The organism is Moorella mulderi DSM 14980, assembly GCF_001594015.1.
Taxonomy (GTDB): Bacteria; Bacillota; DSM-521; order Neomoorellales; family Neomoorellaceae; genus Neomoorella; species Neomoorella mulderi.
Map to the genome: position 1 here is coordinate 358,081 of NZ_LTBC01000001.1, position 22,422 is coordinate 380,502.

Here is a 22,422-nt window from a genome sequence, read left to right on the forward strand (position 1 = left end):
CAGGATTTACTTTTTCCTGCCTTTTACCATCTATATTCTACCTCTGTAAGCAGGAATCCTCCCCGCTTAGAAAATTTTTACCCTTTCTTTAACCCTGGTAAAATCAGCCGTCAACAGCTTCCTTGACCTGGACGTAGAGGGCCGCTTCCAGGCGCATCTTCTGGATAGCGCAAGGTACAGGCGCCGGTTGCCGCAAATTCCCGGTAGCAGCCAGGTTGGCCGCATGGCATCCACCGCTGCAGTAGAAACGAGCCCAGCAGCGGCTGCAGGCCGGCTGGTTGTAAACGTAGGCCTGGCGAAAATCTTCCCGTAAATCAGGGCGCAAGATCCCTTCCCGGACGTTGCCCAGGCAGTAATCCCTTCTCCCCACCAGCTGGTGGCAGGGGTAAAGGTCGCCGCCGGGGGTTACCGCCAGGTAACTGGTGCCCGCACCACAACCGGTAAGCCTTTTGGTGAGGCAGGGCCCGGCAGCCGCATCAATGTTAAAATGGAAAAAGTTAAAGGGCTTGCCTTTAGCCCTGGCCTCCAGGTAAGCCCGGGCCAGGTAGCGGTATTCCCGGGCCAGACGCGGCAGGTCCTCCTCCTTAATAGCATATTCAGCCTCCGGTGCGGCTACCACCGGTTCCAGGGACAGGTAACGAAATCCTAATTCTACCATATGCAAGATGTCCCTGGTAAAATCGAGGTTCTGGCTGGTGTAGGTCCCCCGCACCCAGTAGTCACGGTGCCCCTGGGCAGCGACAAAATGCTGCTCCCTGGGGACAACTAAATGATAAGTGCCTTGGCCGGAGACGGTCCGCCGGTTAAGATCATGGACTTCCGGTCGACCGTCAAGGCTCAAAATGACACTGATCTGGTTCTCAATGAGGTACTCCTCGATGGCCGGCGTCAAGCCCAGGCCATTGGTGGTCAGGGTAAAGCTGATCTTTTTCCCGGTAGCTGCCGCCCTTTCCCGGCCGTAAGCTACCAGATCCTGAACGACGCCGAAATTGAGCAGGGGCTCGCCGCCAAAGAAGTCGATTTCTACCCGGGGGCGGCTGCCGGATTCATTAAAAAGCAAGTCCAGGGCCTGGTATCCCGTCTCCCGGCTCATTAAGCCACGCTCGCCGCCAAAGGGGCCCCCGCCGGCAAAGCAGTAACGGCAACGCATGTTGCAGTCATGGGCGACGTGAAGGCAGAGGGCCTGGAGGCTGGGCTCAGGTGGCCGGTAGGCCCGGCCCGCCTCATCGACGGTAAAGAGGGTTCCCCCGGCCTGTTTGGCCGCCAGTTCCTGGCAGACTTCCAGGACTGTGCCGGCACCCCACTCCCGGGTGGACCGGGGCAAGAGCGCAAGCCAGTCGGCTTCGGTTAAGGTGCCATGTTCTTCCCCGGCCCGCAGTTCTTCCAGAACAGCCCGGGTGGGAGCGTCGATTATATGGACGGCGCCGCTATTGACGTCCAGGAGCAGGCAGAGGTCTTCAAAGTCGAACCAGTGGACATCCCCCTGCCAGTCCAGGTTTTGGAGATTTAGGGATGGCAACGCTGGTCTCCTCCTAACAACAAAAGCCCGACCGGGAAAGTCGGGCCTTGGGGCTTACTTCTTTTCTTCACGTTCGCAGGGCTGGTTGCTGACGGTAATGGATGTCTTACAGGCCGACTGGCAGGAAACATGGCAGTTGCCGCAGCCGCCTTGCCTCATGCTCTCCTGCAGGCGGGGCGTAAAAACCGTCTTAATGTGCATCAGAAACACCCCTTCTTAACGCTTGGAGAATTGCGGTGCCTTGCGGGCCTTTTTTAAGCCGTACTTCCTTCTTTCCTTCATCCGCGGGTCACGGGTAAGGAAGCCATTACGTTTTAGCACCGGGCGCAGGTCGGCATCGGCCTGTAACAGGGCCCTGGCAATGCCCATCCTGACGGCACCGGCCTGACCGCTGATCCCGCCACCCTCAACTTTAGCCAGGACATCAAAGCGGCCCGTGTTATTGGTTACTTCCAGGGGCTGGCGTACCTGCATGGCCAGGATCTGCTGGCCAAAATACTCATCGAGGGGGCGGTCGTTAACTAACACCCGGCCCTCGCCGGGAACCAGGCGCACCCGGGCCACGGCATTTTTGCGCCTTCCCGTACCGTAAAATTGTACCTGGGCCAAAATTTTCGCCTCCTTCGATTAATCCTTAATCTCCCAGACTTCCGGCCGCTGGGCCGCATGGGGATGACTGTCGCCCCGGTAGACCTTGAGTTTCTTGACCATTTGCCGGCCCAGGCGATTATGGGGGATCATCCCTTTAACGGCCTTCTCAATGGCTCGCTCGGGAAAAGTCTTTAAGAGCTGGGCATAGTTCATAACCTTTAAGCCGCCAGGATAACCGCTGTGGCGGATATATTTCTTTTGCAGGAGCTTTTTGCCGGTAAGGCGTACTTTTTCGGCGTTAATAACAATAACGTGATCGCCACAATCCACATGGGGGGTAAAGATGGGTTTATGCTTGCCTCTGAGGAGGCGGGCAGCTTCGGTAGCTACGCGACCCAGAGTTTTGCCGGCCGCGTCGATAATATACCACTTCCGCTCCACCTCATGTGGTTTGGCCATAAAGGTGGTCATTTTCTCCCTCCTGTTCCTGTCACGAGACTATTTTAAGCAATTAAACCCGGCAAGTCAAGAAAATTAGTATTCTACCCTTTCCAGGCACAGCCCCTGGGGCGGGGCCGTCGGGCCTGCCTTTTCCCGTGAACGGGCGGCAAGTATAACCGGGACATCCTCCGGTAGCAGCCGGCCCCTGCCAATTTCCACCAGGGTGCCGGCCATAATTCTTACCATGTGGTAAAGAAAGCCGTTGGCCACCACATCAAAAAAAATGAAGTGACCCTCGCGGTGCAAGTGCGCCTTCAGTACCTCGCGTTCAAATTGGCGCACCGGGCTACCGGCGGCGCAAAAGGAACGAAAATCATGGCGGCCCGTAAAGTAACTTGCGCCCCGGGCCATGGCGGCAAAGTCCAGCGGGTAACGTACCTGCCAGCTGTAGCGGCGGCTAAAGACATCGGGCAGGCTGTGGTTGTAGATGGTATAGCGGTACCATTTCCACCGGGCACTGTAACGGGCATGAAATTCAGGTGATACTACCTCGGCGCCCAATGCCGCAATATCTTCTGGCAGCAGGCTGTTCAAGGCCAGGGGCCAGCGATCCACCGGTATGCGGCTGGAAGTACTGAAGCTGATTACCTGGCCGCGGGCATGGACCCCGGCGTCCGTCCGCCCGGCAGCCACCGGGCAGATCCTTTCCCCTGTCAGCCGGTTTAAGGCTGCGGCCACGATACCCTGGATGGTTGGCCCGTGAGTTTCCGGCTGGACCTGCCAGCCGGCATAATTGGTACCGTCATAGGCCAGGGTAATTTTCAGGTGCGGCATGGCTGGAAGTTAGCCTCCCAATATATGGGAGGGGCATATCCCTCCCCTTTCATTAGCGGCATCTTCTATCCTAACTTCCGAACCTTAGCCGGTAATACGCCGACCCGGCCGCCAGGAGGCCGGCCAGCAGGAGGAAGATATAGTCTGCCGCCCTGAAATGCAGCTCCCGCATCCGGGTGCGGCCCTGGCCCCCCCGGTAAGCCCGGGCTTCCATGGCTTCGGCCAGGCCTTCGGCCCGGCGAAAGGCACTGACAAAGAGTGGGATGACCAGGGGCATCAGGTTTTTGATCTGGTTGCCCTGGAAGGTCGCTCCCCGGGCAACCTGCGCCCGCATAATCCGCTCGGCCTCTTCTAGCAGGGTAGGCACAAATCTGAGGGCCAGGGTCAGCATTAGGGCCAGTTCACCGGCCGGCAGGCCCAGCCTCTGCCCTGGTCTTAGCAGCCGCTCCAGGCCGTCAGCCAGGGCGAGGGGATCGGTCGTGGCCATGAGTACAGCCGCGGCCAGGACCAGGAAAAACACCCTGGCCAGGGCCAGTAAACCGTAGTTAAGCCCCTCCCGGGTAATCCTCACCGGGCCCACCGCAGCCATTACTTCCCCCGGTGTGAACGCCACCTGGAAGATAAAGATAATTAACAGGAAAACAATTAGCGGCCTCAACTGGCGCCAGATAAAGGCCGGTGCCAGGCCGGCCAGGATTATTACCGGTAAAATAGTTGCCCCGGTAAGGCTTGCAGCCATACCTGTTGGCGCAGCAAGGAGGGCTATGCCGTAAAGGAGCAGGCCCAGCAGTTTAGACCGGGGATCCAGGTGATGGATGCTGCTTGTCCCCGGGATATATTGCCCCAGCTCGATAAGCATACAGCTAAACCCCCAGCCAGGCCAGGATGGCGTCCCGGGCCTCGGCCAGGGTGAGGACATCCAGGGGTACCGGGGCCCCCTGGCGGCGCAAAACCTGCATCAGGCTGGTCAGGGGCGGAGGGATAAGTCCATAGGATCTTAAGGCTTCTCCCTGGCGAAAAATATCCCGGGGCGTACCCTGGAGAGCCACCCGTCCCCGGTGTAAAACTATAACCTCCCGGGCCAGTTCGGCCACCTCGGCCATATTATGGGAGATAAGGACTACTGCCTTCCCGGGCCGGCGGTAAAAGGCCCGGATAACGTTAACTACCTGTTCCCGGCCGGCCGGGTCCAGCCCGGCCGTCGGCTCATCCAGGATTAAAACCTCCGGCTCCATGGCCAGGATCCCGGCGATGGCTACCCGGCGCTGCTGTCCCCCGCTTAAGGTAAAGGGGGAACGCCCGCCCACCGTTTGCGGGTCCAGGCCTACAGCCCGGAGGGCCGCCTTTACCCTTGCTTCGAGCCTGGCCCCACCAAGGCCCAGGTTCCGGGGGCCAAAGGCTACATCTTCAGCCACCGTTTCGGCAAAAAGTTGCTGCTCCGGCTGTTGAAAGACCATACCCACCCTCTGCCAAGGTGCTAAACCTTTCCCTTTACCCCGCCCCCTGGCCGGCTGCCCGTCCAGGGTAACCCGGCCCGCTGTGGGTTCCAGCAGGCCGGCCATGAGCATGGCCAGGGTTGATTTCCCCGAACCCCCGGCCCCGGTAATGGCCAGGAAATCGCCCGGGGAAACTTTGAGATTGATGTTTTCCAGCACCGGCAACTGCCGGCCGGCTACCTGGTAGGCAAAACTTACTTCCTGGAGGCCAATTTCCATAGGGCCCGGGCCATCTCCTCCACTGTGACCAAGTTGGCCGGTAATTTTAAACCCGCCTGCCTTAAACCCTTGCCCAGGGCAACTGTTACCGGCACCTTAAGTCCCGCTGCCGCCAGCTTCTCCTCCTGCTGCATCACTTCCGCCGGCGGGCCGGCTAAAAGTATCTGCCCCGCCTTCAGGACCAGGACCCGTTCTGCCAGGGCTGCCTCTTCCATAAGGTGAGTTATGAGGATAACGGCCAGCCCTTTTTCCCGGCGTAATTCCAATACCTTCTGGAGAATTTCCTCCCGGGCTACCGGATCCAGCATGGCCGTAGCCTCGTCCAGGACCAGGTAGCGGGGTTCCATGGCCAGGACGCCGGCCAGGGCTAGGCGCTGTTTCTGACCCCCCGAGAGGCGGTGGGGGGGCCTGGTCCTTAAATTTGCCAGCTCCACAACCTCCAGGGCGGCTGCTACCCGCTGCCTTATTTCAGCCGGCGGCAGGCCTAGATTTTCCAGCCCGAAGGCCACATCATCTTCTACGGTAGCTGCCACCAGCTGGTTGTCAGGGTCCTGGAAGACCATCCCTACCCGGCGGCGAATGTCTACCAGGGAAGCTTCGTCCCCGGTGTCCAGCCCATCTACCAGGACACGGCCTTCCCCGGGCCGTAGCAGGCCATTTAGTAACCTGGCCAGGGTAGATTTGCCGGAACCATTGGGGCCCGTGATAGCCAGAAATTCCCCCGGCTTGATAATTAAACTTATATTTTCCAGGGCCGGTACGGTAGTTCCCGGGTAGGAAAAAGTGACGCCCTGGACCTCGATCATGGTTTATACCAGTTCAATGCGCACCATGGGCGCGCCGTCACCCTGGCGGAAACCGGTCTTAATTATCCGGGTATAGCCGCCATTTTTATCCTGATAGCGCGGGCCAATTTCTTTAAACAATTTGGTAACCACGTCTTCATCCAGCAGGTAAGCCAGGGCCTGGCGCCGGGCATGGAGGTCACCCCTTTTGCCCAGGGTGATCATCTTCTCGGCCAGGCTTTTTAGTTCTTTGGCCCGCATTTCCGTGGTTTCTATTTTACCTTCCCGCAAAAAGGAAGTTACGATATTGCGCAGCATCATTTTCCGGTGGCCGGACAGGCGGCCTAATTTACGGTAACCCATCTAAAGGACCCCCCTTTACCCATCGCTCTGTCGCAGGGACAGGCCCAGTTCCGCGAGCTTTTGCGTGACTTCTTCCAGGGATTTTTTACCCAGGTTGCGTACCTTCATCATATCTTCTTCAGTACGCTGTAAAAGCTCGCCAACGGTATTAATGCCCGCCCGCTTCAAGCAATTGTAAGAACGCACCGAAAGATCAAGTTCCTCAATGGACATATCCATGAGGCGATCCCGGCTTTCTTCTTCCTTCTCTACCATGGTCACTTCATCGCTGACTCGCTCCGTTAAACCTAAAAAAAGACGCATGTGTTCAATGAGAATCCTGGCTGCCGAGCTCACTGCCTCATCAGGGGCAATAGTACCGTCAGTCCATACTTCCAGGGTGAGTTTATCATAGTCAGTAACCTGTCCTACCCGGGTGTTTTCCACCTGGTAATTCACTTTATGGACTGGCGAAAAGAGGGAATCGACCGGGATAATCCCGATGGGCTGGTCCTCTTTTTTATTTTTTTCCGCACTGACATAACCCCGTCCTTTTTCCACCGTCATTTCGATAAACAGGCGACCGCCTTTTTCTACGGTGGCTATGTGCAGGTCGGGGTTTAAGACCTCGACATCAGCATCAGTAATAATATCGGCAGCTGTAACCTCGCCTTCACCTTCGGCCTCAATCCTGATTACTTTGGGTTCATCAGTGTGGAGTTTCAGGGCCAGGGACTTGAGGTTTAAAATAATCTCCGTGGTATCCTCAACCACCCCGGGAATGGTAGAAAACTCATGGAGAACCCCTTCAATTTTGACCGTGGTTACAGCGGCCCCCGGCAGTGAGGAGAGGAGTATCCGCCGCAGGGAATTACCCAGGGTGATTCCATAACCTCGCTCCAGGGGCTCGACTACAAACCGCCCGTACTTATTGGACATTTCCAGGCACTCAATCCTGGGCCTTTCAATTTCGAGCATTGTTCCCCTCCTTCTCGTGAGCTCATCCAGCCTGGGTTTTACTTGGAGTAAAGCTCAACGATGAGGTGTTCTTGCACCGGCACGTCAATCTGCTCCCGTGTCGGTAGGGCGAGGACGTGACCTTCTAAAGCTGCCGGGTCGGCTTTAAGCCAGGCCGGGACCGTCCGGTGGGCTGCCGCCGCTGCAATCTCTTTGAAAAGCGGGCTCTCTTTGCTCTTTTCCCGGACGGCAATGACATCCCCCGGCCGGACCAGGTAGGAAGGGATATTTACCTTCTGGCCATTTACTGTAAAATGGCCTTGCCGGACTAACATCCTGGCCTGAGCGCGGGAATCGGCAAAACCCAGGCGATAAACAACATTGTCCAGGCGCCTTTCCAGCAAGATGAGCAGGTTTTCACCGGTAACGCCCTTCATGCGCTCGGCCTTCTCAAAGTAGTTGCTGAACTGTCGTTCCAGGATGCCATAAATGCGGCGGGCCTTTTGCTTTTCCCGTAGCTGCAAGCCGTATTCGGAAAGCTTTTTCTTTACCTGGCCGTGCTGGCCGGGGGCATAGGGCCGCCGGGCCACGGCACATTTATCCGAGTAACAGCGATCGCCTTTGAGGAAAAGCTTGATGCCTTCCCGCCGGCACAGGCGACAGGTGGACTCTTTATACCTTGCCAAAGTATTACCTCCTCTGAAAGTCGCATGCTGCTTAGCACCAGTATGTCCCTGCGACGCTTAGAAGCTCCTGTTATACTCGCCGCCGCTTGGGTGGCCGGCAGCCGTTATGAGGAATGGGGGTAACGTCTTTGATGACGCTGACCTCGAGCCCTGCGGCCTGCAGGGAACGAATGGCTGCTTCCCGGCCGGCTCCCGGTCCTTTAACGTAGCACTCAACTTCGCGCATGCCATGTTCCATGGCCTGCCTGGCGGCTGCTTCGGCCGCCATCTGGGCGGCAAAGGGTGTGCTCTTGCGGGAACCTTTAAAACCTACGGTACCGGCACTGGCCCAGGATATGGTATTACCATTTTTATCGGTGATGGTTACCAGGGTATTGTTAAAGGTTGATTTAATATGGGCCACACCGCTTTCAATATTTTTACGTTCGCGCCGGCGTGGCCGGGTAGTTTTCCTTGGCATAGCTTTTCCCCCTTACTTCTTCCGTCGCACGCCCACAGTCTTGCGCGGACCCTTACGCGTACGGGCATTGGTCTTGGTGCGCTGGCCGCGTACCGGCAGCCCCCGGCGGTGACGCAGGCCCCGGTAACAGCCAATTTCCATCAGCCGCTTGATATTTAACGCTACTTCCCGCCGCAAATCCCCTTCGACCGTTAAATTTTTATCAATATATTCGCGTAGCCGGCTTACTTCTTCATCCGTTAGATCCCTTACCCTGGTATCAGGATTGACGGCTGTCGCAGCCAGGATCTTATTTGCCGTCGGCCTGCCAATACCATAAATATAAGTCAGGGCAATTTCCACCCGTTTGTCCCGGGGGAGGTCTACCCCGGCAATCCTTGCCATTTACGCCTTACCCCCTGTCTATCCCTGTTTTTGCTTGTGCTTGGGATTTTCACAAATGACCATAATTCGACCCTTGCGTTTGATGATCTTGCATTTTTCACAAATAGTCCGCACTGAAGGCTTGACTTTCAAACTAAACCCTCCCAGCTCATTTATAGCGGTAAACGATGCGTCCCCGGTTCAGGTCATAGGGTGATAATTCCACCATTACCCGGTCGCCAGGTAAAATGCGGATAAAGTTCATCCGGATCTTACCGGAGACATGGGCCAGCACCCGGTGCCCATTGGCCAGCTCTACCCGAAACATGGCATTGGGCAGGGGTTCGATCACCTTGCCTTCGACTTCAATGACATCCTCTTTGGCCAAATAAACCCCTCCTTTTCAAGCCTGCTCAGTCTCTAAGAGCTGGGCAATAGCCCGACGTACTTCCGCATCGGTAACTACTTCTCCCTGTTTTAACCGGTTGGCAATAGCCGTCGCTACCCGGTTAACCGCCTGGACATGGAGGACGTTTTTCAGTTTGGGTTTACTGGTGCGCCTAAGCTTACCGTCAACCAGGTAAACCCGGCCGGGCCCGGCCAGCTGCCAGACCAGGAAAGGTCGCCCCTGGTCGCGCCCGGCCCGGGAATATACCAGTTGCCCCACCTTTAGTTCCCCTGCTGCCATAACCTTCGCCTCCACCTGCCAGTTAGAGTAACGTCAGGATTTCCGGTCCATTATCCGTCACTGCTACCGTATGCTCAAAGTGCGCCGAAGGCTTCTTATCCCTGGTCACTACTGTCCAGCGGTTGGCCAGGGTATAAACCTCATAGGTACCGGCATTAACCATGGGTTCGATGGCCAGGACCATCCCCGCCCGGAGGCGGGGGCCATAACCCGGGGAACCAAAGTTCGGCACCTGGGGATCTTCATGCATCGCCCGGCCTATACCATGGCCTACATAATCACGGACTACCGAGAGGCCATTTTTCTCTACATAAGTCTGGATAGCATGGGATATATCAGTCAGCCGGTTGCCCACGACTGCCTGTTTGATGCCTTCATAAAGGGCGGCTTCAGTAACTGCCAGTAAATGTTGCTTCTCGGCGTCAATAGCGCCAACTGGAAAGGTAACCGCGGCATCACCAACGTAACCATTTTTTACCGCGCCAATGTCAATACTAATAATATCCCCTTCTGCCAGTTGCTTTAAACCTGGGATGCCGTGAACGACTTCTTCATTCACAGAAGCGCAGATACTGGCCGGGAAGCCCTGGTAGCCCTTAAAGGCCGGCACGGCACCATTATCCCGGATATAATCCTCGGCAATCCGGTCCAATTCGGCGGTAGTTACCCCCGGGATGATATGCTCTTTGAGTTTAGCCAGGGTCCGGGCCACGATCCGTCCCGCCTCGCGCATCAGGGCTATTTCCCGGCGCGACTTTAAAATAATCATTGCCAGTCTCTTCCCAGGGCCGTACCGATGGCCCGGGTTACGGCCGCAATATCCTGGCTGCCGTCAATTTCTTTTAAACGGCCGCGCTGGCGGTAATAGGCAATGAGGGGCGCCGTTTGCTCCCTGTAGACATCCAGGCGTTTGCTGACGGTAGCCGCGGTGTCGTCGGCTCGCTGGACGAGTTCACCGCCGCAGACGTCGCATTTGCCGGCTTCCGCCGGTGGATTGTACTGGAGGTGGTAGGTGGCCCCGCACTGGCGGCAGACCCGCCGTCCTGTCAGGCGCTCCAGGAGTTCCTCCCGCGGCACCTCAATATCAATAACCGCGTCCAGCTTTTCCTTCCTCCCGGCCAGCCAGGCATCAAGGGCTTCGGCCTGAGCCACCGTCCGCGGGAAACCATCCAGTAGGAACCCCTGCCGGCAGTCGGGCTGGCTCAGGCGTTCCTGGACCAGGCCAATGGTTACGGCATCGGGTACCAGGCCCCCACTTTGCAGGTACTTTTCAGCCTGGCGTCCTAATTCGGTGCCTTCCTTGATGGCCCGGCGGAACATATCCCCAGTGGAAATATGAGGGACACCTAAGCGTTCACTGATTACCCCGGCCTGGGTACCTTTGCCGGCCCCAGGTGGCCCCAGCAATACCAAACGCATCCTTTTTAGCCTCCCGGTATTTACTTCATAAAGCCCTGGTAGTGCCGCAGCAACAGGTGGGACTCCAGCTGTTTCATGGTTTCCAGGGCCACGCCGACCACAATCAGGAGGGAAGTGCCGCCAAAGTAGACGTTAATGCCGGTAATGGCCATGAGAATATTGGGCAGTACGGCGATAAAGGCCAGGAAAATCGCCCCTGCCAGGGTTATCCGGGTTAAGATCCTTTCAATATATTCGGCAGTCGGCCGGCCGGGTCTGAGGCCCGGTATAAAGCCGCCATACTTCTTCATGTTATCGGCCACATCCTGGGGGTTAAAGGTAACGGCCGTATAAAAATAGGTAAAGAAGATAATCAGCAGCGCATAGAGGATCATATAAAAAACCGACCGCGGGTCAAAGAACCTGACGATAGCCTGGGCCAGGCTGCTGTGGGGGAACCAGGAAGCCAGGGTACTGGGAAAGAGCAGGATGGACATGGCAAAGATCACGGGAATAACCCCGGCCTGGTTGACCTTTAACGGGATGTGGGTACTCTGGCCGCCGTAAATCCGCCGGCCCACCACCCGCTTGGCATACTGCACGGTAATGCGGCGTTCTCCCTGCTGCATGGCCACAACGGCAGCAATGATTACCACGGCAATAATGGCAAAGAGGAGTAAGGAAATAATACTTACCTCCCCGGAAGTGAGGTACTGGTAGATGCTAACGGCACCAGCCGGTAGACGGGAAACAATCCCGGCGAAGATAATCAGGGAAATACCGTTACCAATACCCCTTTCCGTAATTAATTCCCCCAGCCACATGAGGAAGGCCGTTCCAGCCGTAAGCATCACCGCTACCACCAGGTAATTATGCAGGCCCGGCCTTAAGAAGGCCCCCGAGCGAGCGAGATACAGGGCCATACCCAGAGCCTGGAGGAGGCCTAAAATGACCGTCCCGTAACGGGTATACTGGATGATCTTTTTGCGGCCTTCGATGTCCTCTTTGGCCAGCCGTTCCAGGGCCGGGATGACCACCGTCAGGAGCTGCATGATTATCGAGGCATTGATGTAGGGCATAATGCCCATGGCAAAGACGGTAAAACGCTTGAAAGCCCCACCGGAAATGACATCAAAGAACCCTAATATGGTACCGCTACGAACTAATTCCTGCAAGACGGCATTATTGATCCCCGGGAGGGGCACATGGGCGCCAAAGCGGAAGACGATAAACATCATCAGGGTAAAGAATATCTTCTTCCGCAGGTCTTCCAGCTTCCAGGCGCTAACCAGGGTATTTATCACCTACATCACCTCTACTTTGCCGCCGGCAGCCTCAATTTTGGCAATGGCCTGGCGGCTGGCAGCCTGAACCCTGACGGTCAGGGGCTTGGTTAGTTCACCATCGCCCAGGATTTTGACACCGTGCCTGGCCTGCTTGACCAGACCGGCCCTGGCCAGGACTTCCGGCGTCACCACGGTGTCCGGTTCAAAGCGTTCCAGTTCGCCGACATTAATGGCCGTTAACTGGCGGGCAAACTTATTGGTGAAGCCCCTTTTAGGCAGGCGGCGGCTCAAGGGCATCTGGCCACCTTCAAAGCCACGGCGGACTCCGCCACCGGAGCGGGCTTTTTGCCCTTTATGGCCACGACCGGAGGTTTTACCCAGGCCGGACCCGATACCCCGCCCTACCCGGGTAGCTTTAATCCTGGAACCCGGGGCTGGATGTAACTCATGCAGGCGCACCCCTGTCACCTCCTATTCTACTTCCTCGCACTTCACCAGGTGGGCCAGTTTCTTTACCTGGCCCCTGATCACCGGTGTATCAGGGCGGATTATTTCCGCATGGAGTTTCTTAAGACCCAGGGCACGGGCCGTCTTCCTTTCCGTTTCTGGTCGACCGATCAAGCTTTTCACCAGGGTAATCTTCAAGTTTGCCAATGCCAACTCCTCCTAGCCAATCAACTCGGCCACAGTTTTGCCCCGAAGACGGGCTACCTCTTCAGCCCTCTTCAGCCCCTTTAAACCTTCCATGGTGGCATAAACGACGTTATTGGGGTTGGCCGATCCCAGGCTCTTGGTCAAGATATCCCTGATACCCGCAGCCTCTAGAACCGCCCGTACCGGTCCCCCGGCAATAACTCCGGTACCGGGTGCTGCAGGCTTGAGCAACACTTTCCCGGCGCCAAAATGGCCCATAACCTCATGGGGAATGGTCGTGCCCACCATTGGTACTTTAATAAGATTCTTTTTGGCATCTTCAATGCCTTTACGGATGGCTTCTGGTACTTCACTGGCCTTGCCCAGGCCGGCGCCGACATGGCCTTTACCGTCACCAACAACTACCAGGGCAGAAAAACTAAAGCGCCGGCCGCCCTTTACTACTTTAGCTACGCGGTTGATATGGACAACTTTTTCCGTCAGCTCGAGGTCCTTGGTTTCAATGCGCGCCATTTTTCCCCTCCTTCCCCCTTAAAAGTCCAGCCCTGCTTCCCGGGCGCCTTCAGCTACAGCAGCTATGCGACCGTGGTAAATATTGCCACCCCGGTCAAAGACAACTTTCTTAATCCCTTTAGCCAGGGCCTTCTGGGCGACGAGTTCGCCCACTTTCCTGGCAGCAGCTATATTCCCGGTAGCTTCCAAGTCTTTTAATGCCGGGTCCAGGGTTGAGGCAGCCACCAGGGTAACACCGCGAGTATCGTCCACCACCTGGGCGTAAATATGGCGCAGGCTGCGGTAGACACTCAAACGGGGCCGTTCAGGAGTGCCCATTATATGCCGCCGCACCCGCAGGTGCTTCCGCTGCCGCGTGAGTTTGCGGTCTTTCCTTTTGAACATTCCTTTACCCCCTATTTCTTACCGCCCTTGGCGCCAGTCTTACCAACTTTGCGCCGGATATACTCATCTTCATACTTAATACCTTTACCCTTATAGGGTTCCGGGCGGCGGACGTCGCGAATATTGGCCGCCAGGGCCCCTACCGCTTCTTTGTCAATGCCTTTAACGATTATCTTGTTGGGGGCCGGTACTTCAATCTCCAGCCCTTCCCCCGGCACTATTTCTACCGGGTGGGAATAGCCTACCGTCAGCACCAGTTTGTTCCCCTGCTTGGCGGCCCGGTAGCCTACCCCTACCAGCTCCAGGCTTTTTTGAAAGCCTTTGGTGACGCCCTCAACCATATTCTGCAGCAGGGCCCGGGAAAGGCCATGCAGGGCGCGGTGGGGCTTGGCATCCGAAGGCCGGCTGACCTCCAATACATCCCCTTCCCGGGTAATGGTAATTTCGGCCGGGAACTGGCGGGTAAGTTTTCCCCTGGGCCCCTTTACCGTTACCGTATTACCGTCGATGCTTACTTCTACCCCTGCCGGTACTTGTACCGGCTTTCTGCCTATACGTGACACCTGAACACCTCCCAGCCTTACCAGATATAACAGATAACTTCGCCGCCGACGCCTTCCCGGCGGGCCTGTTTATCCGTGAGTATCCCTTTGCTGGTAGAGATTACAGCCACCCCCAGGCCCCCCAGGACTTTGGGAATTTCTCCCTTCCTGGCATAGATCCTGAGTCCCGGGCGGCTGATCCGCTTTATGCCCGTAATAACCTTTTCCTTGTTGGGACCATACTTGAGATAGAGTCTTAAGATACCTTGCTTGCCGTCTTCGATATACTCGTAGTTCTTGATATAGCCTTCGTTCTTCAAGATTTCAGCTATCGCCCGCTTCATTTTGGAAGCCGGTACTTCCACCTTCTCCTGGTAGACCATGTTGGCGTTACGAATGCGGGTCAGGAAATCAGCAATGGGATCGGTCATCACCTTGAACTACCCCCTTCCTTCTCGTCCCGCCCTTACCAGCTGGCTTTAACTATACCAGGAAGCTCTCCCCTGTAGGCCAGCTCGCGGAAACAAATGCGGCACAGGCCAAACTTCCGCATGTAAGCATGGGGACGGCCACAGCGCAGGCAACGGTTATATGCGCGTACCTTAAACTTCTGGGGACGTGCTTGTTTGACTCGTAAAGATTTCTTGGCCATGGATTTCCTCCTTATCATTGTTCCCGGAACGGCATACCAAAACTGCGCAAGAGTTCCCGGGCTTCCTCATCGCTTTTTGCCGTCGTCACCATGGTTATCTCCAGGCCCCGGGTTTTGTCGATTTTGTCGTATTCAATCTCCGGGAAAATCAACTGTTCTTTCAGACCCAGGGAGTAGTTACCGCGGCCGTCAAAGGAGTTGGGCGACACTCCCTGGAAATCCCTGACCCGGGGCAGGGCCACGTTGATCAGGCGGTCCAGAAACTCATACATCCTTTCACCCCGCAGGGTTACCTTGCAGCCGATACTGTTCCCCTGGCGAAGTTTAAAGGCGGCAATAGATTTTTTGGCCTTGGTAACAATGGGTTTTTGCCCGGTAATGGCCATCAGGTCCTGGACGGCACCCTCAATGGCTTTGGGATTCTGTGTAGCCTCGCCCACACCCATGTTTACGACGATTTTTTCCAGTTTGGGGATCTCCATGACATTTTTGTAGCCGAATTTATCCTGCAAGAGTTTGCGAATCTCTTTAAGATACTTTTCCTTCAGTCTGGCCACATCCAGCCCTCCTTTACCTGGGCTTAATCAATTACTTCGCCGCACTTTTTACACACCCGGGTCTTGGTCCCGTCGGCCAGGAACTGTTTCCCGATTCTGGTGGGCCGGTTGCACTTACTGCAAAACAGCATGACATTGCTGCTGGCCACCGGGGCCTCCTTTTCTATAATCCCGCCCTGGGGCATTTTGGGGGTGGGACGGGTGTGCCGTTTGACAATATTTACCCCTTCGACGACAACCCGGCCTTTAGCTCGATCGACGCTTAAGACTTTACCTTTTTTCCCGGCATCTTTACCGGTAATTACCATGACCAGGTCGCCCTTTTTGACGTGCACCTTGGGTGGGGTCAATTTAGTGCCACCTCCTGCGCAAAGGTCGCTCTCTTTAAAGTACTTCCGGAGCAAGAGAGATGATTTTCATGAAATCTTTGTCGCGTAGTTCCCGGGCTACAGGCCCGAAGATACGCGTGCCCCGCGGGTTGTTTTGTTCGTTGATGATTACCGCCGCATTTTCATTAAAGCGGATATAGGAACCATCTTCACGTTTTAAAGCCTTTGTCGTCCGTACCACAACCGCCCGGACGACGTCGCCCTTCTTAACCACGCCCCCTGGCGTTGCCTCTTTAACGGAGGCAATAATCACATCACCCACACTGGCATAACGCCTTTTGGAACCGCCGAGGACGCGAATGCACATCAGTTTCCTGGCGCCGGTATTGTCGCCGACTTTGAGGATCGTCTGTTGCTGGATCATGCTTTACCTCCTTCCCGGCGGAAATAAGGCTATTTGGCTTTCTCCAGGATCTCCACTACCCGCCATCTCTTATCTTTACTTAAGGGACGGGTTTCCATAATCTTGACTTTATCACCGATGCGGCATTCGTTTTTTTCATCATGGGCCTTGAATTTCCTGGTTTTGCGGATAATTTTACCAAGTAACGGGTGGCGCACCCGGTTTTCCACGGCCACCACCACGGTTTTGTCCATTTTATCGCTAACTACATTGCCGATCCGGGTTTTACGGTAGTTTCTTTCCAAAGGGCCTGCCCCCTTCCTGTACCATGATTGTCTTTATGCCCGTTCCCGTTGCAGTTCCCGTTCCCGCAAGATTGTCTTGGCCCTGGCGATACTCCGGCGAACTTCCCGCAGGCGCATGGGATTATCTATCTGCCCGGTAGCCAGCTGGAAACGCAGGTTAAAAAGTTCCTGCTTCAGCTCGCCTACCTTTTGCAGTAGCTCTTCGGTGGTCAATTCGCGAATCTCTTTAGCTTTCATTGACCTCACCACCCACTTCCGTCCGTTTTACGAACTTGGTTTTAATGGGCAGCTTGTGGGAGGCCAGGCGCATTGCCTCGCGGGCTACCTCTTCGGTAACTCCGGCCATCTCAAAAAGAATCCGCCCCGGTTTAACAACGGCTACCCAGTACTCCGGTGCCCCCTTACCGCTGCCCATCCGGGTCTCAGCCGGTTTGGCCGTAATGGGGGTATCAGGAAAGATCTTGATCCACACCTTGCCACCACGCTTAATATAGCGGGTCATGGCAATACGGGCAGCCTCAATCTGGCGGCTGGTGATCCAGGCCGGTTCCAGGGCCTGCAACCCGTAGTCCCCGAAGTGGATCTCATTCCCCCGGGTAGCCTTACCCCGGGTGCCTGGCCGGTGCGGTTTGCGGTATTTTACCCTTTTGGGCATTAACATTATTTACGGCCCCCTTCCTGGACCCTGGCCCGTTCAGGTAATACTTCACCTTTATAAATCCATACCTTGACACCTATTTTACCATAGGTGGTATTGGCTTCGGCAAAGCCATAGTCGATATCAGCCCTTAAGGTGTGCAGGGGTACCTTGCCCTCGCTGTACCACTCGGTGCGGGCGATTTCGGCTCCGGCCAGGCGGCCGCCGCAGGCAATTTTAATGCCTAAAGCCCCCAGGCGCATGGCCCTGCTTACGGCCTGCTTCATGGCCCGCCGGAAGGCAACCCTTTTTTCCAGCTGGGCGGCAATATTTTCGGCCACCAGCTGGGCATTGAGTTCCGGTTTTTTAATCTCGACGATGTTGAGGCTTACCTGTTTACCGGTTAAACGCTCCAGTTCCTTCCGCAGAGCCTCAACTTCGGTACCACCCCGGCCGATGATAACCCCCGGCCTGGCGGTATTGATTATCACCTTGACGCGATTGGCTGCCCGTTCAATTTCCACATTGGCAATCCCCGCCTGGTAGAGACGCTTTTTAATGAACTCGCGTATTTTCAGGTCTTCATGGAGCAAGGTTTTATATTCCTTGCCGGCATACCAGCGGGAGTCCCAATCGCGGATAATCCCAATACGCAATCCCTTGGGGTGAACTTTTTGACCCACGAAATCAGTCCTCCTTTTCCCCAACCACCACAGTTATATGGCTGGTGCGTTTCCGCCGGATATTGGCCCGCCCCATGGCCCGCGGCTGGTAGCGTTTCAGGGTCGGCCCTTCGTCAACATAAGCGCGGGTGACAACCAGTTCGCTGGCATCCAGGTCGTAATTATGCTCGGCATTGGCGACGGCCGATTTTAAAACCTTGGCTACGGCCCGGGCCCCCCTTTTGGGCGTGACCATCAGGATAGCCTCTGCCTCCCGCACTCCTTTGCCGCGAATTAAATCAACTACCTGGCGGACGCGCCGTGGGGAAATCCGGATATATTTAGCTACCGCTTTTGCTTCCATCCTGTTTACCCCCTACTTCAGCGCTGTGGAACGCTCCGTGTGGGCGCCGTGCCCCCGGAAGATACGGGTGGGAGCAAATTCGCCCAGCTTGTGACCGACCATATCTTCGGTAATATAAATTGGCACGTGCTTACGGCCGTCATGGACGGCAATGGTATGGCCCACCATCTCCGGAAAGATAGTTGAGCGGCGGGACCAGGTTTTAATCACCCGTTTAGTGCCCTTCTCGTTCATTTCAATAATTTTCTTGAGCAGCTTTCCATCACAATATGGCCCTTTTTTCAGGGAGCGGCCCATAAAAAGGAACCTCCTTCCACCCCTTTATTTGTTCCGGCGCTTGACAATGAGTTTATCGCTGGGCTTCCTCTTTTTACGTGTTTTAACGCCCAGGGCTGGTTTACCCCACGGTGTTAGCGGGTGCTTGCGGCCTACCGGAGCTTTTCCTTCGCCGCCACCATGGGGGTGATCCACCGGGTTCATGACCACACCGCGCACCGTTGGCCGGATGCCCAGCCAGCGACTGCGCCCGGCTTTACCAAGGGTGATGTTTTCCCAGTCCAGGTTGCCCACCTGGCCAATAGTAGCCCGGCATTCTTCCTGCACCTTGCGCAATTCGCCGGAAGGCAGGCGCAGGAGGGCATAACCGTTTTCTTTGGCCATTAGCTGGGCACTGGCCCCGGCCGCCCGGACCATCTGGCCACCCTTGCCGGGTTTAAGCTCGATGTTGTGGACCATGGTGCCAACCGGTATCTCGCTTAAAGGTAGCGCGTTACCGGTTTTTATATCAGCCCCGGGACCGCTGATGATCCTATCGCCAACCTGCAGGTTTTCCGGGGCCAGGATATAGCGCTTTTCCCCATCGGCATAATTAATCAGGGCGATATTGGCCGAACGGTTGGGATCGTACTCAATGGTTGCCACGCGGCCGGGAATGCCGTCTTTATCACGTTTGAAATCGATTATCCGGTACAGGCGCTTATGTCCCCCGCCCCGGTGCCGGACGGTGAGCCGTCCCTGGTTATTGCGCCCCCCGGTTTTCTTTAAAGGAGCCAGCAGGGGTTTGTAGGGTTCCGTTGCCGTAATCTCGGCAAAGGAAGATACCGTCATCTGCCGCCGGCCGGGAGACGTGGGTTTAAACTTCTTAATGGCCATCTTACTTCTCCCCTTAATTTTAAGCTACTCCAGCCCTTCAAAGACCTTGATTTTATCGCCGGGTCTCAGGGTGACAATGGCTTTTTTCCGGTCTGGTTGCCGTCCCTGGAAACGACCTACCCGGCGCATTTTACCGCGGTCCATGAGGGTATTGACCTGCAAAACTTTGACGTTGAAGAGTTTCTCGATGGCATGCTTGATTTCAATCTTATTGGCCCCGGGATCAACTAAAAAAGTATATTTATTTTCCGCCATCAGGCCGGTGGATTTTTCCGTTACCAGGGGTTGAATGATAATTTCTTCGGGAGCCCGCATTAAGCCAGCACCTCCTGTACCCGGGCCACGGCGTCTTTGGTAATCACCAGTTTGTCATGGGCCAGGAGATCATAGACGTTTAGCCCCGCAGAGGTTAAACAAGTTACTCCCGGTAGATTGCGGGCCGATAACTCGACATTGGGATCTTTGCCTGCTGTGACTACCAGGGCTTTATCCTCTACATCCAGAGCCTTGAGAATAGTGACCATATCCTTCGTCCGGGGTTTAGCCAGCTTTAATTCATCCAGGACAATGATGTTGCCTTCGCGCACTTTGCTCGCCAGGGCCGAACGTAGAGCTAAACGGCGGACTTTTTTGGGCAGCTTGTAGCCATAATTCCGGGGCTGGGGACCAAAAATTACCGCCCCGCCACGCCACAGGGGTGAGCGAATACTGCCCGCCCGGGCCCGGCCGGTTCCCTTTTGCCGCCAGGGTTTGCGGCCACCGCCGCTAACTTCGGCCCAACCGCGGGTTGCTGCCGTGCCCCGGCGCCGGCTGGCCAGCTGCATGACCACAGCCTGGTGGAGAACGGCTTCGTTAACCTCGCCACCAAAGATGCGGTCGTCAAGGTCAATTTCCCCTACTTGCTGGCCCTGGATATTGTACACGGCTACTCTGGGCATTGCCTGTTAGCCTCCCTTTACCGAATTCTTAATTACCAGCAGCCCCTGGCGCGGGCCCGGAACGGAACCCTTGATCAGCAGGAGATTGCGCTCGGGATCATTCTTGATAACCTCCAGGCCCAGCACGGTAACCCTTTCGGCGCCCATATGCCCGGGCAGGCGGCGCCCTTTAAAGACCCGGGCCGGTCCTTTGGCCGCCAGGGACCCAGGACGGCGGTGATACTTGGAACCGTGCTCCATGGGGCCACGGTGAAAGCCGTGACGTTTAATGCCGCCGGCAAAACCTTTACCTTTGGATATACCTGTAACGTCAACCTTTTCGCCGGGGCTAAAAATATCGGCTTTAATTTCCTGCCCCACTTGATAATCCTTAATATCTTCTAACCGGAGTTCCCGGACATAACGGAAAGGGTTTACCCCGGCCTTGCTAAAATGTCCCCGCAAAGGTTTATTGACCTTTTTTTCTTTGACTGGTTCAAAACCCACCTGTAGGGCTTCATAACCATCGGTAGCTACGGTTTTTTTCTGGATGACGACACAGGGCCCGGCCTGGACTACCGTTACCGGAATGGCCCGCCCGGCCTCATCAAAGATCTGGGTCATGCCTATCTTTTTTCCTAAAATACCCTTGCGCACCTGCTCTTACCCCCTACAGCTTGATCTCAATGTCAACCCCTGCCGGGAGATCCAGGCGCATTAATGCGTCTACCGTCTTGGGCGTTGGCTCGTGAATGTCGATCAAACGCTTGTGGGTCCGCATTTCAAACTGCTCCCGGGAATCTTTATTAACATGGGGTGAGCGTAAAATCGTAAAGATATTCTTCTCCGTCGGCAGCGGGATAGGTCCGGATACTACCGCCCCGGTGCGCCTGGCAGTCTCGACAATCTTTTGGGATGACTGGTCTAACAGGCGGTGATCAAAGGCCTTTAAGCGGATGCGGATCTTCTGCCTGGCCATGGGATATTTGCCCTCCTTCATGGCACGGGATCAGGCATAAAGCCTGATCCCTGGCCTCATAATTACTCGATAATCCCGGTTACGACGCCGGCGCCTACAGTGCGGCCGCCTTCACGGATGGCAAACCGTAAGCCTTCTTCTATGGCTATGGGGGTAATGAGCTCGATGGTCATGCGGATGTTGTCCCCAGGCATCACCATCTCTACCCCTTCCGGCAGTTTGACTACCCCCGTCACGTCCGTCGTCCGGAAGTAGAACTGCGGCCGGTAACCGTTGAAAAAGGGTGTATGCCGCCCGCCTTCTTCTTTGGTCAGCACGTATACTTCCGCGTTAAATTTGGTGTGGGGTTTGATGGACCCCGGCTTGGCCAGTACCATCCCGCGTTCTACTTCTTTGCGCTCTACTCCCCTCAGCAGCGTGCCGATGTTGTCCCCGGCTACCGCTTCGTCCAGAATCTTCCTGAACATCTCTACCCCAGTCACTACCGTCTTACGTACCTGGTCCCTGAGCCCGATAATCTCTACTTCATCCCCTACTTTTACCTTGCCCCGCTCTACCCTGCCGGTTGTCACCGTGCCCCGGCCGGTAATGGTGAACACGTCTTCGATGGGCATCAGGAAGGGTTTGTCGACGTCCCGTTCCGGGGTCGGAATGTAGCTGTCTACCGCGTCCATCAGTTCCCATACTTTGCTGCACCATTCGCATTCCCGCTTGCCGCAGCCGCATTCCATGGCTTTCAGGGCGCTGCCTTTGACAATGGGTATCTCGTCACCCGGGAATTCGTATTCGCTTAACAGTTCCCTCACTTCCATCTCTACCAGCTCTAACAGCTCGGGGTCGTCTACCTGGTCCACCTTGTTCATGAATACGACAATGTAGGGCACTCCTACCTGCCGCGCTAAAAGTATATGTTCCCGCGTCTGGGGCATGGGGCCGTCTGCTGCCGATACTACCAGGATGGCGCCGTCCATCTGGGCCGCACCCGTGATCATGTTCTTCACGTAGTCGGCGTGGCCCGGGCAGTCGACGTGGGCGTAATGCCGCTTTTCTGTCTCGTACTCGACGTGGGCTGTGGCTATGGTGATGCCCCGTTCCCGCTCTTCCGGTGCCTTGTCGATCTGGTCGTACGCCGTGGGTACGGCCCCCCCGGCTTTGGCCAGACAGAAGGTGATGGCTGCCGTCAGAGTCGTCTTGCCGTGGTCAACGTGACCGATGGTTCCAACGTTGACGTGGGGTTTCTTGCGTTCAAATTTTTGTTTGGCCATGGGTGGTTTTGCCTCCTCCGTTATTGAGAAAAATTTTTTTCC

41 protein-coding genes are annotated in these 22,422 nt (G+C 56.0%); all 41 read right to left on the bottom strand.

What is annotated here, in order from left to right:
* Nucleotides 1-103 precede the first annotated feature (103 nt).
* Nucleotides 104-1,519, bottom strand: a complete 1,416-nt coding sequence (gene scfB / locus MOMUL_RS01765) for a thioether cross-link-forming SCIFF peptide maturase (RefSeq protein WP_084785398.1) — start codon at nucleotides 1,517-1,519, stop codon at nucleotides 104-106.
* 54 nt (nucleotides 1,520-1,573) lie between these two features.
* Complete coding sequence (gene scfA / locus MOMUL_RS01770) at nucleotides 1,574-1,723, bottom strand: six-cysteine ranthipeptide SCIFF (RefSeq protein ID WP_062281428.1); 150 nt, start codon at nucleotides 1,721-1,723, stop codon at nucleotides 1,574-1,576.
* Between the two features lie 12 nt (nucleotides 1,724-1,735).
* Nucleotides 1,736-2,128 (bottom strand): 30S ribosomal protein S9, encoded by a 393-nt coding sequence (gene rpsI, locus MOMUL_RS01775; protein ID WP_062280764.1) that lies wholly within the window; start codon nucleotides 2,126-2,128, stop codon nucleotides 1,736-1,738.
* A gap of 18 nt (nucleotides 2,129-2,146) precedes the next feature.
* Nucleotides 2,147-2,581, bottom strand: a complete 435-nt coding sequence (gene rplM / locus MOMUL_RS01780) for a 50S ribosomal protein L13 (protein WP_062280767.1) — start codon at nucleotides 2,579-2,581, stop codon at nucleotides 2,147-2,149.
* A 63-nt stretch (nucleotides 2,582-2,644) separates the two neighbouring features.
* Complete coding sequence (gene truA, locus MOMUL_RS01785; protein ID WP_062280771.1) at nucleotides 2,645-3,385, bottom strand: tRNA pseudouridine(38-40) synthase TruA; 741 nt, start codon at nucleotides 3,383-3,385, stop codon at nucleotides 2,645-2,647.
* Between the two features lie 70 nt (nucleotides 3,386-3,455).
* Nucleotides 3,456-4,244, bottom strand: a complete 789-nt coding sequence (locus MOMUL_RS01790; protein ID WP_062280774.1) for an energy-coupling factor transporter transmembrane component T family protein — start codon at nucleotides 4,242-4,244, stop codon at nucleotides 3,456-3,458.
* A gap of 4 nt (nucleotides 4,245-4,248) precedes the next feature.
* On the bottom strand, nucleotides 4,249-5,100 hold the full coding sequence (locus MOMUL_RS01795) for an energy-coupling factor transporter ATPase (RefSeq protein ID WP_054937139.1): 852 nt from the start codon (nucleotides 5,098-5,100) through the stop codon (nucleotides 4,249-4,251).
* Nucleotides 5,076-5,906 carry an energy-coupling factor transporter ATPase gene (locus tag MOMUL_RS01800; protein WP_062280777.1) on the bottom strand — a complete coding sequence of 277 codons (831 nt, stop codon included), beginning with the start codon at nucleotides 5,904-5,906 and terminating at the stop codon, nucleotides 5,076-5,078. Before MOMUL_RS01800 ends, MOMUL_RS01795 begins: the two co-directional genes overlap by 25 nt.
* 3 nt (nucleotides 5,907-5,909) lie before the next feature.
* On the bottom strand, nucleotides 5,910-6,248 hold the full coding sequence (gene rplQ, locus MOMUL_RS01805; RefSeq protein ID WP_054937141.1) for a 50S ribosomal protein L17: 339 nt from the start codon (nucleotides 6,246-6,248) through the stop codon (nucleotides 5,910-5,912).
* 15 nt (nucleotides 6,249-6,263) lie between these two features.
* Nucleotides 6,264-7,205: a DNA-directed RNA polymerase subunit alpha gene (locus MOMUL_RS01810; protein ID WP_062280780.1), complete on the bottom strand. Its 942-nt coding sequence runs from the start codon at nucleotides 7,203-7,205 to the stop codon at nucleotides 6,264-6,266.
* Between the two features lie 38 nt (nucleotides 7,206-7,243).
* Nucleotides 7,244-7,870, bottom strand: a complete 627-nt coding sequence (gene rpsD / locus MOMUL_RS01815) for a 30S ribosomal protein S4 (protein WP_062280783.1) — start codon at nucleotides 7,868-7,870, stop codon at nucleotides 7,244-7,246.
* Nucleotides 7,871-7,940: 70 nt separating this feature from the next.
* Nucleotides 7,941-8,330 (bottom strand): 30S ribosomal protein S11, encoded by a 390-nt coding sequence (rpsK, locus tag MOMUL_RS01820; RefSeq protein ID WP_054937144.1) that lies wholly within the window; start codon nucleotides 8,328-8,330, stop codon nucleotides 7,941-7,943.
* A gap of 12 nt (nucleotides 8,331-8,342) precedes the next feature.
* Nucleotides 8,343-8,714: a 30S ribosomal protein S13 gene (gene rpsM / locus MOMUL_RS01825; protein WP_062280786.1), complete on the bottom strand. Its 372-nt coding sequence runs from the start codon at nucleotides 8,712-8,714 to the stop codon at nucleotides 8,343-8,345.
* A gap of 18 nt (nucleotides 8,715-8,732) precedes the next feature.
* A complete protein-coding gene (gene rpmJ, locus MOMUL_RS15515) occupies nucleotides 8,733-8,846 on the bottom strand; it encodes a 50S ribosomal protein L36 (RefSeq protein WP_083476682.1) in 114 nt (37 codons plus the stop codon).
* Nucleotides 8,847-8,862: 16 nt separating this feature from the next.
* Nucleotides 8,863-9,081, bottom strand: a complete 219-nt coding sequence (infA, locus tag MOMUL_RS01830) for a translation initiation factor IF-1 (protein WP_054937146.1) — start codon at nucleotides 9,079-9,081, stop codon at nucleotides 8,863-8,865.
* 15 nt (nucleotides 9,082-9,096) lie between these two features.
* Entirely contained in the window at nucleotides 9,097-9,396 is a 300-nt protein-coding gene (locus MOMUL_RS01835; protein WP_201786441.1) for a KOW domain-containing RNA-binding protein, read from the bottom strand.
* 7 nt (nucleotides 9,397-9,403) lie between these two features.
* Nucleotides 9,404-10,150: a type I methionyl aminopeptidase gene (gene map / locus MOMUL_RS01840; RefSeq protein ID WP_062280791.1), complete on the bottom strand. Its 747-nt coding sequence runs from the start codon at nucleotides 10,148-10,150 to the stop codon at nucleotides 9,404-9,406.
* The gene (locus tag MOMUL_RS01845; RefSeq protein ID WP_062280794.1) at nucleotides 10,147-10,800 is read right to left on the bottom strand and encodes an adenylate kinase; all 654 of its coding nucleotides are present in this window, start codon (nucleotides 10,798-10,800) and stop codon (nucleotides 10,147-10,149) included. Before MOMUL_RS01845 ends, map begins: the two co-directional genes overlap by 4 nt.
* Nucleotides 10,801-10,820: 20 nt before the next feature.
* Complete coding sequence (secY, locus tag MOMUL_RS01850; RefSeq protein WP_062280797.1) at nucleotides 10,821-12,083, bottom strand: preprotein translocase subunit SecY; 1,263 nt, start codon at nucleotides 12,081-12,083, stop codon at nucleotides 10,821-10,823.
* Nucleotides 12,084-12,524 (bottom strand): 50S ribosomal protein L15, encoded by a 441-nt coding sequence (rplO, locus tag MOMUL_RS01855; protein WP_054937151.1) that lies wholly within the window; start codon nucleotides 12,522-12,524, stop codon nucleotides 12,084-12,086.
* 12 nt (nucleotides 12,525-12,536) lie between these two features.
* Nucleotides 12,537-12,719 (bottom strand): 50S ribosomal protein L30, encoded by a 183-nt coding sequence (rpmD, locus tag MOMUL_RS01860; protein ID WP_062280799.1) that lies wholly within the window; start codon nucleotides 12,717-12,719, stop codon nucleotides 12,537-12,539.
* Nucleotides 12,720-12,731: 12 nt separating this feature from the next.
* Entirely contained in the window at nucleotides 12,732-13,232 is a 501-nt protein-coding gene (gene rpsE / locus MOMUL_RS01865; protein WP_062280802.1) for a 30S ribosomal protein S5, read from the bottom strand.
* Nucleotides 13,233-13,250: 18 nt separating this feature from the next.
* Nucleotides 13,251-13,616 (bottom strand): 50S ribosomal protein L18, encoded by a 366-nt coding sequence (gene rplR, locus MOMUL_RS01870; RefSeq protein WP_054937154.1) that lies wholly within the window; start codon nucleotides 13,614-13,616, stop codon nucleotides 13,251-13,253.
* A gap of 11 nt (nucleotides 13,617-13,627) precedes the next feature.
* The gene (rplF, locus tag MOMUL_RS01875; RefSeq protein WP_062280805.1) at nucleotides 13,628-14,179 is read right to left on the bottom strand and encodes a 50S ribosomal protein L6; all 552 of its coding nucleotides are present in this window, start codon (nucleotides 14,177-14,179) and stop codon (nucleotides 13,628-13,630) included.
* Between the two features lie 17 nt (nucleotides 14,180-14,196).
* The gene (gene rpsH, locus MOMUL_RS01880; protein WP_054937156.1) at nucleotides 14,197-14,589 is read right to left on the bottom strand and encodes a 30S ribosomal protein S8; all 393 of its coding nucleotides are present in this window, start codon (nucleotides 14,587-14,589) and stop codon (nucleotides 14,197-14,199) included.
* Nucleotides 14,590-14,624: 35 nt separating this feature from the next.
* Entirely contained in the window at nucleotides 14,625-14,810 is a 186-nt protein-coding gene (locus tag MOMUL_RS01885) for a type Z 30S ribosomal protein S14 (RefSeq protein WP_054937157.1), read from the bottom strand.
* A 14-nt stretch (nucleotides 14,811-14,824) separates the two neighbouring features.
* Nucleotides 14,825-15,367, bottom strand: coding sequence for a 50S ribosomal protein L5 (rplE, locus tag MOMUL_RS01890; protein ID WP_062280808.1), 543 nt, complete (start codon nucleotides 15,365-15,367; stop codon nucleotides 14,825-14,827).
* Between the two features lie 23 nt (nucleotides 15,368-15,390).
* Entirely contained in the window at nucleotides 15,391-15,717 is a 327-nt protein-coding gene (gene rplX / locus MOMUL_RS01895; protein WP_084785399.1) for a 50S ribosomal protein L24, read from the bottom strand.
* A 34-nt stretch (nucleotides 15,718-15,751) separates the two neighbouring features.
* On the bottom strand, nucleotides 15,752-16,120 hold the full coding sequence (gene rplN, locus MOMUL_RS01900) for a 50S ribosomal protein L14 (RefSeq protein WP_054937159.1): 369 nt from the start codon (nucleotides 16,118-16,120) through the stop codon (nucleotides 15,752-15,754).
* A 29-nt stretch (nucleotides 16,121-16,149) separates the two neighbouring features.
* Nucleotides 16,150-16,404 (bottom strand): 30S ribosomal protein S17, encoded by a 255-nt coding sequence (gene rpsQ / locus MOMUL_RS01905; RefSeq protein ID WP_062280811.1) that lies wholly within the window; start codon nucleotides 16,402-16,404, stop codon nucleotides 16,150-16,152.
* A gap of 33 nt (nucleotides 16,405-16,437) precedes the next feature.
* A complete protein-coding gene (gene rpmC, locus MOMUL_RS01910) occupies nucleotides 16,438-16,641 on the bottom strand; it encodes a 50S ribosomal protein L29 (RefSeq protein WP_062280814.1) in 204 nt (67 codons plus the stop codon).
* Complete coding sequence (rplP, locus tag MOMUL_RS01915; RefSeq protein WP_054937162.1) at nucleotides 16,631-17,065, bottom strand: 50S ribosomal protein L16; 435 nt, start codon at nucleotides 17,063-17,065, stop codon at nucleotides 16,631-16,633. Before rplP ends, rpmC begins: the two co-directional genes overlap by 11 nt.
* Nucleotides 17,065-17,724, bottom strand: coding sequence for a 30S ribosomal protein S3 (gene rpsC / locus MOMUL_RS01920; RefSeq protein ID WP_062280815.1), 660 nt, complete (start codon nucleotides 17,722-17,724; stop codon nucleotides 17,065-17,067). The genes rplP and rpsC overlap by 1 nt, the downstream gene beginning before the upstream one ends.
* Nucleotides 17,725-17,728: 4 nt before the next feature.
* Complete coding sequence (gene rplV, locus MOMUL_RS01925) at nucleotides 17,729-18,067, bottom strand: 50S ribosomal protein L22 (protein WP_054937164.1); 339 nt, start codon at nucleotides 18,065-18,067, stop codon at nucleotides 17,729-17,731.
* 12 nt (nucleotides 18,068-18,079) lie between these two features.
* Entirely contained in the window at nucleotides 18,080-18,364 is a 285-nt protein-coding gene (gene rpsS / locus MOMUL_RS01930; RefSeq protein ID WP_054937165.1) for a 30S ribosomal protein S19, read from the bottom strand.
* Between the two features lie 24 nt (nucleotides 18,365-18,388).
* The gene (rplB, locus tag MOMUL_RS01935) at nucleotides 18,389-19,219 is read right to left on the bottom strand and encodes a 50S ribosomal protein L2 (RefSeq protein WP_062280818.1); all 831 of its coding nucleotides are present in this window, start codon (nucleotides 19,217-19,219) and stop codon (nucleotides 18,389-18,391) included.
* Between the two features lie 24 nt (nucleotides 19,220-19,243).
* Nucleotides 19,244-19,534 carry a 50S ribosomal protein L23 gene (gene rplW, locus MOMUL_RS01940; RefSeq protein WP_054937167.1) on the bottom strand — a complete coding sequence of 97 codons (291 nt, stop codon included), beginning with the start codon at nucleotides 19,532-19,534 and terminating at the stop codon, nucleotides 19,244-19,246.
* Entirely contained in the window at nucleotides 19,534-20,157 is a 624-nt protein-coding gene (gene rplD, locus MOMUL_RS01945) for a 50S ribosomal protein L4 (protein WP_062280821.1), read from the bottom strand. Before rplD ends, rplW begins: the two co-directional genes overlap by 1 nt.
* 6 nt (nucleotides 20,158-20,163) lie before the next feature.
* On the bottom strand, nucleotides 20,164-20,793 hold the full coding sequence (gene rplC, locus MOMUL_RS01950) for a 50S ribosomal protein L3 (RefSeq protein ID WP_062280824.1): 630 nt from the start codon (nucleotides 20,791-20,793) through the stop codon (nucleotides 20,164-20,166).
* Between the two features lie 13 nt (nucleotides 20,794-20,806).
* Entirely contained in the window at nucleotides 20,807-21,115 is a 309-nt protein-coding gene (rpsJ, locus tag MOMUL_RS01955) for a 30S ribosomal protein S10 (RefSeq protein ID WP_054937170.1), read from the bottom strand.
* Between the two features lie 62 nt (nucleotides 21,116-21,177).
* Entirely contained in the window at nucleotides 21,178-22,380 is a 1,203-nt protein-coding gene (tuf, locus tag MOMUL_RS01960) for an elongation factor Tu (protein ID WP_062280827.1), read from the bottom strand.
* Nucleotides 22,381-22,422 lie beyond the last annotated feature (42 nt).

What these genes read in the sequence shown, in the direction of transcription:
- rplW (WP_054937167.1), bottom strand. Translation starts at nt 19,534, where the DNA reads ATGCGGGCTCCCGAAGAAATTATCATTCAACCCCTGGTAACGGAAAAA.
- rplQ (WP_054937141.1), bottom strand. Translation starts at nt 6,248, where the DNA reads ATGGGTTACCGTAAATTAGGCCGCCTGTCCGGCCACCGGAAAATGATG.
- MOMUL_RS01795 (WP_054937139.1), bottom strand. Translation starts at nt 5,100, where the DNA reads ATGGAAATTGGCCTCCAGGAAGTAAGTTTTGCCTACCAGGTAGCCGGC.
- map (WP_062280791.1), bottom strand. Translation starts at nt 10,150, where the DNA reads ATGATTATTTTAAAGTCGCGCCGGGAAATAGCCCTGATGCGCGAGGCG.
- rpsK (WP_054937144.1), bottom strand. Translation starts at nt 8,330, where the DNA reads ATGCCAAGGAAAACTACCCGGCCACGCCGGCGCGAACGTAAAAATATT.
- rplR (WP_054937154.1), bottom strand. Translation starts at nt 13,616, where the DNA reads ATGTTCAAAAGGAAAGACCGCAAACTCACGCGGCAGCGGAAGCACCTG.
- MOMUL_RS01885 (WP_054937157.1), bottom strand. Translation starts at nt 14,810, where the DNA reads ATGGCCAAGAAATCTTTACGAGTCAAACAAGCACGTCCCCAGAAGTTT.
- rplP (WP_054937162.1), bottom strand. Translation starts at nt 17,065, where the DNA reads ATGTTAATGCCCAAAAGGGTAAAATACCGCAAACCGCACCGGCCAGGC.
- rpsH (WP_054937156.1), bottom strand. Translation starts at nt 14,589, where the DNA reads ATGACCGATCCCATTGCTGATTTCCTGACCCGCATTCGTAACGCCAAC.
- rpsS (WP_054937165.1), bottom strand. Translation starts at nt 18,364, where the DNA reads ATGGGCCGCTCCCTGAAAAAAGGGCCATATTGTGATGGAAAGCTGCTC.
- truA (WP_062280771.1), bottom strand. Translation starts at nt 3,385, where the DNA reads ATGCCGCACCTGAAAATTACCCTGGCCTATGACGGTACCAATTATGCC.
- tuf (WP_062280827.1), bottom strand. Translation starts at nt 22,380, where the DNA reads ATGGCCAAACAAAAATTTGAACGCAAGAAACCCCACGTCAACGTTGGA.
- rplN (WP_054937159.1), bottom strand. Translation starts at nt 16,120, where the DNA reads ATGATCCAGCAACAGACGATCCTCAAAGTCGGCGACAATACCGGCGCC.
- rplB (WP_062280818.1), bottom strand. Translation starts at nt 19,219, where the DNA reads ATGGCCATTAAGAAGTTTAAACCCACGTCTCCCGGCCGGCGGCAGATG.
- rpsM (WP_062280786.1), bottom strand. Translation starts at nt 8,714, where the DNA reads ATGGCAAGGATTGCCGGGGTAGACCTCCCCCGGGACAAACGGGTGGAA.
- rpsJ (WP_054937170.1), bottom strand. Translation starts at nt 21,115, where the DNA reads ATGGCCAGGCAGAAGATCCGCATCCGCTTAAAGGCCTTTGATCACCGC.
- rplM (WP_062280767.1), bottom strand. Translation starts at nt 2,581, where the DNA reads ATGACCACCTTTATGGCCAAACCACATGAGGTGGAGCGGAAGTGGTAT.
- rplD (WP_062280821.1), bottom strand. Translation starts at nt 20,157, where the DNA reads ATGCCCAGAGTAGCCGTGTACAATATCCAGGGCCAGCAAGTAGGGGAA.
- rpmC (WP_062280814.1), bottom strand. Translation starts at nt 16,641, where the DNA reads ATGAAAGCTAAAGAGATTCGCGAATTGACCACCGAAGAGCTACTGCAA.
- MOMUL_RS01810 (WP_062280780.1), bottom strand. Translation starts at nt 7,205, where the DNA reads ATGCTCGAAATTGAAAGGCCCAGGATTGAGTGCCTGGAAATGTCCAAT.
- MOMUL_RS01800 (WP_062280777.1), bottom strand. Translation starts at nt 5,906, where the DNA reads ATGATCGAGGTCCAGGGCGTCACTTTTTCCTACCCGGGAACTACCGTA.
- MOMUL_RS01845 (WP_062280794.1), bottom strand. Translation starts at nt 10,800, where the DNA reads ATGCGTTTGGTATTGCTGGGGCCACCTGGGGCCGGCAAAGGTACCCAG.
- rpsE (WP_062280802.1), bottom strand. Translation starts at nt 13,232, where the DNA reads ATGGCGCGCATTGAAACCAAGGACCTCGAGCTGACGGAAAAAGTTGTC.
- MOMUL_RS01790 (WP_062280774.1), bottom strand. Translation starts at nt 4,244, where the DNA reads ATGCTTATCGAGCTGGGGCAATATATCCCGGGGACAAGCAGCATCCAT.
- rplV (WP_054937164.1), bottom strand. Translation starts at nt 18,067, where the DNA reads ATGGAAGCAAAAGCGGTAGCTAAATATATCCGGATTTCCCCACGGCGC.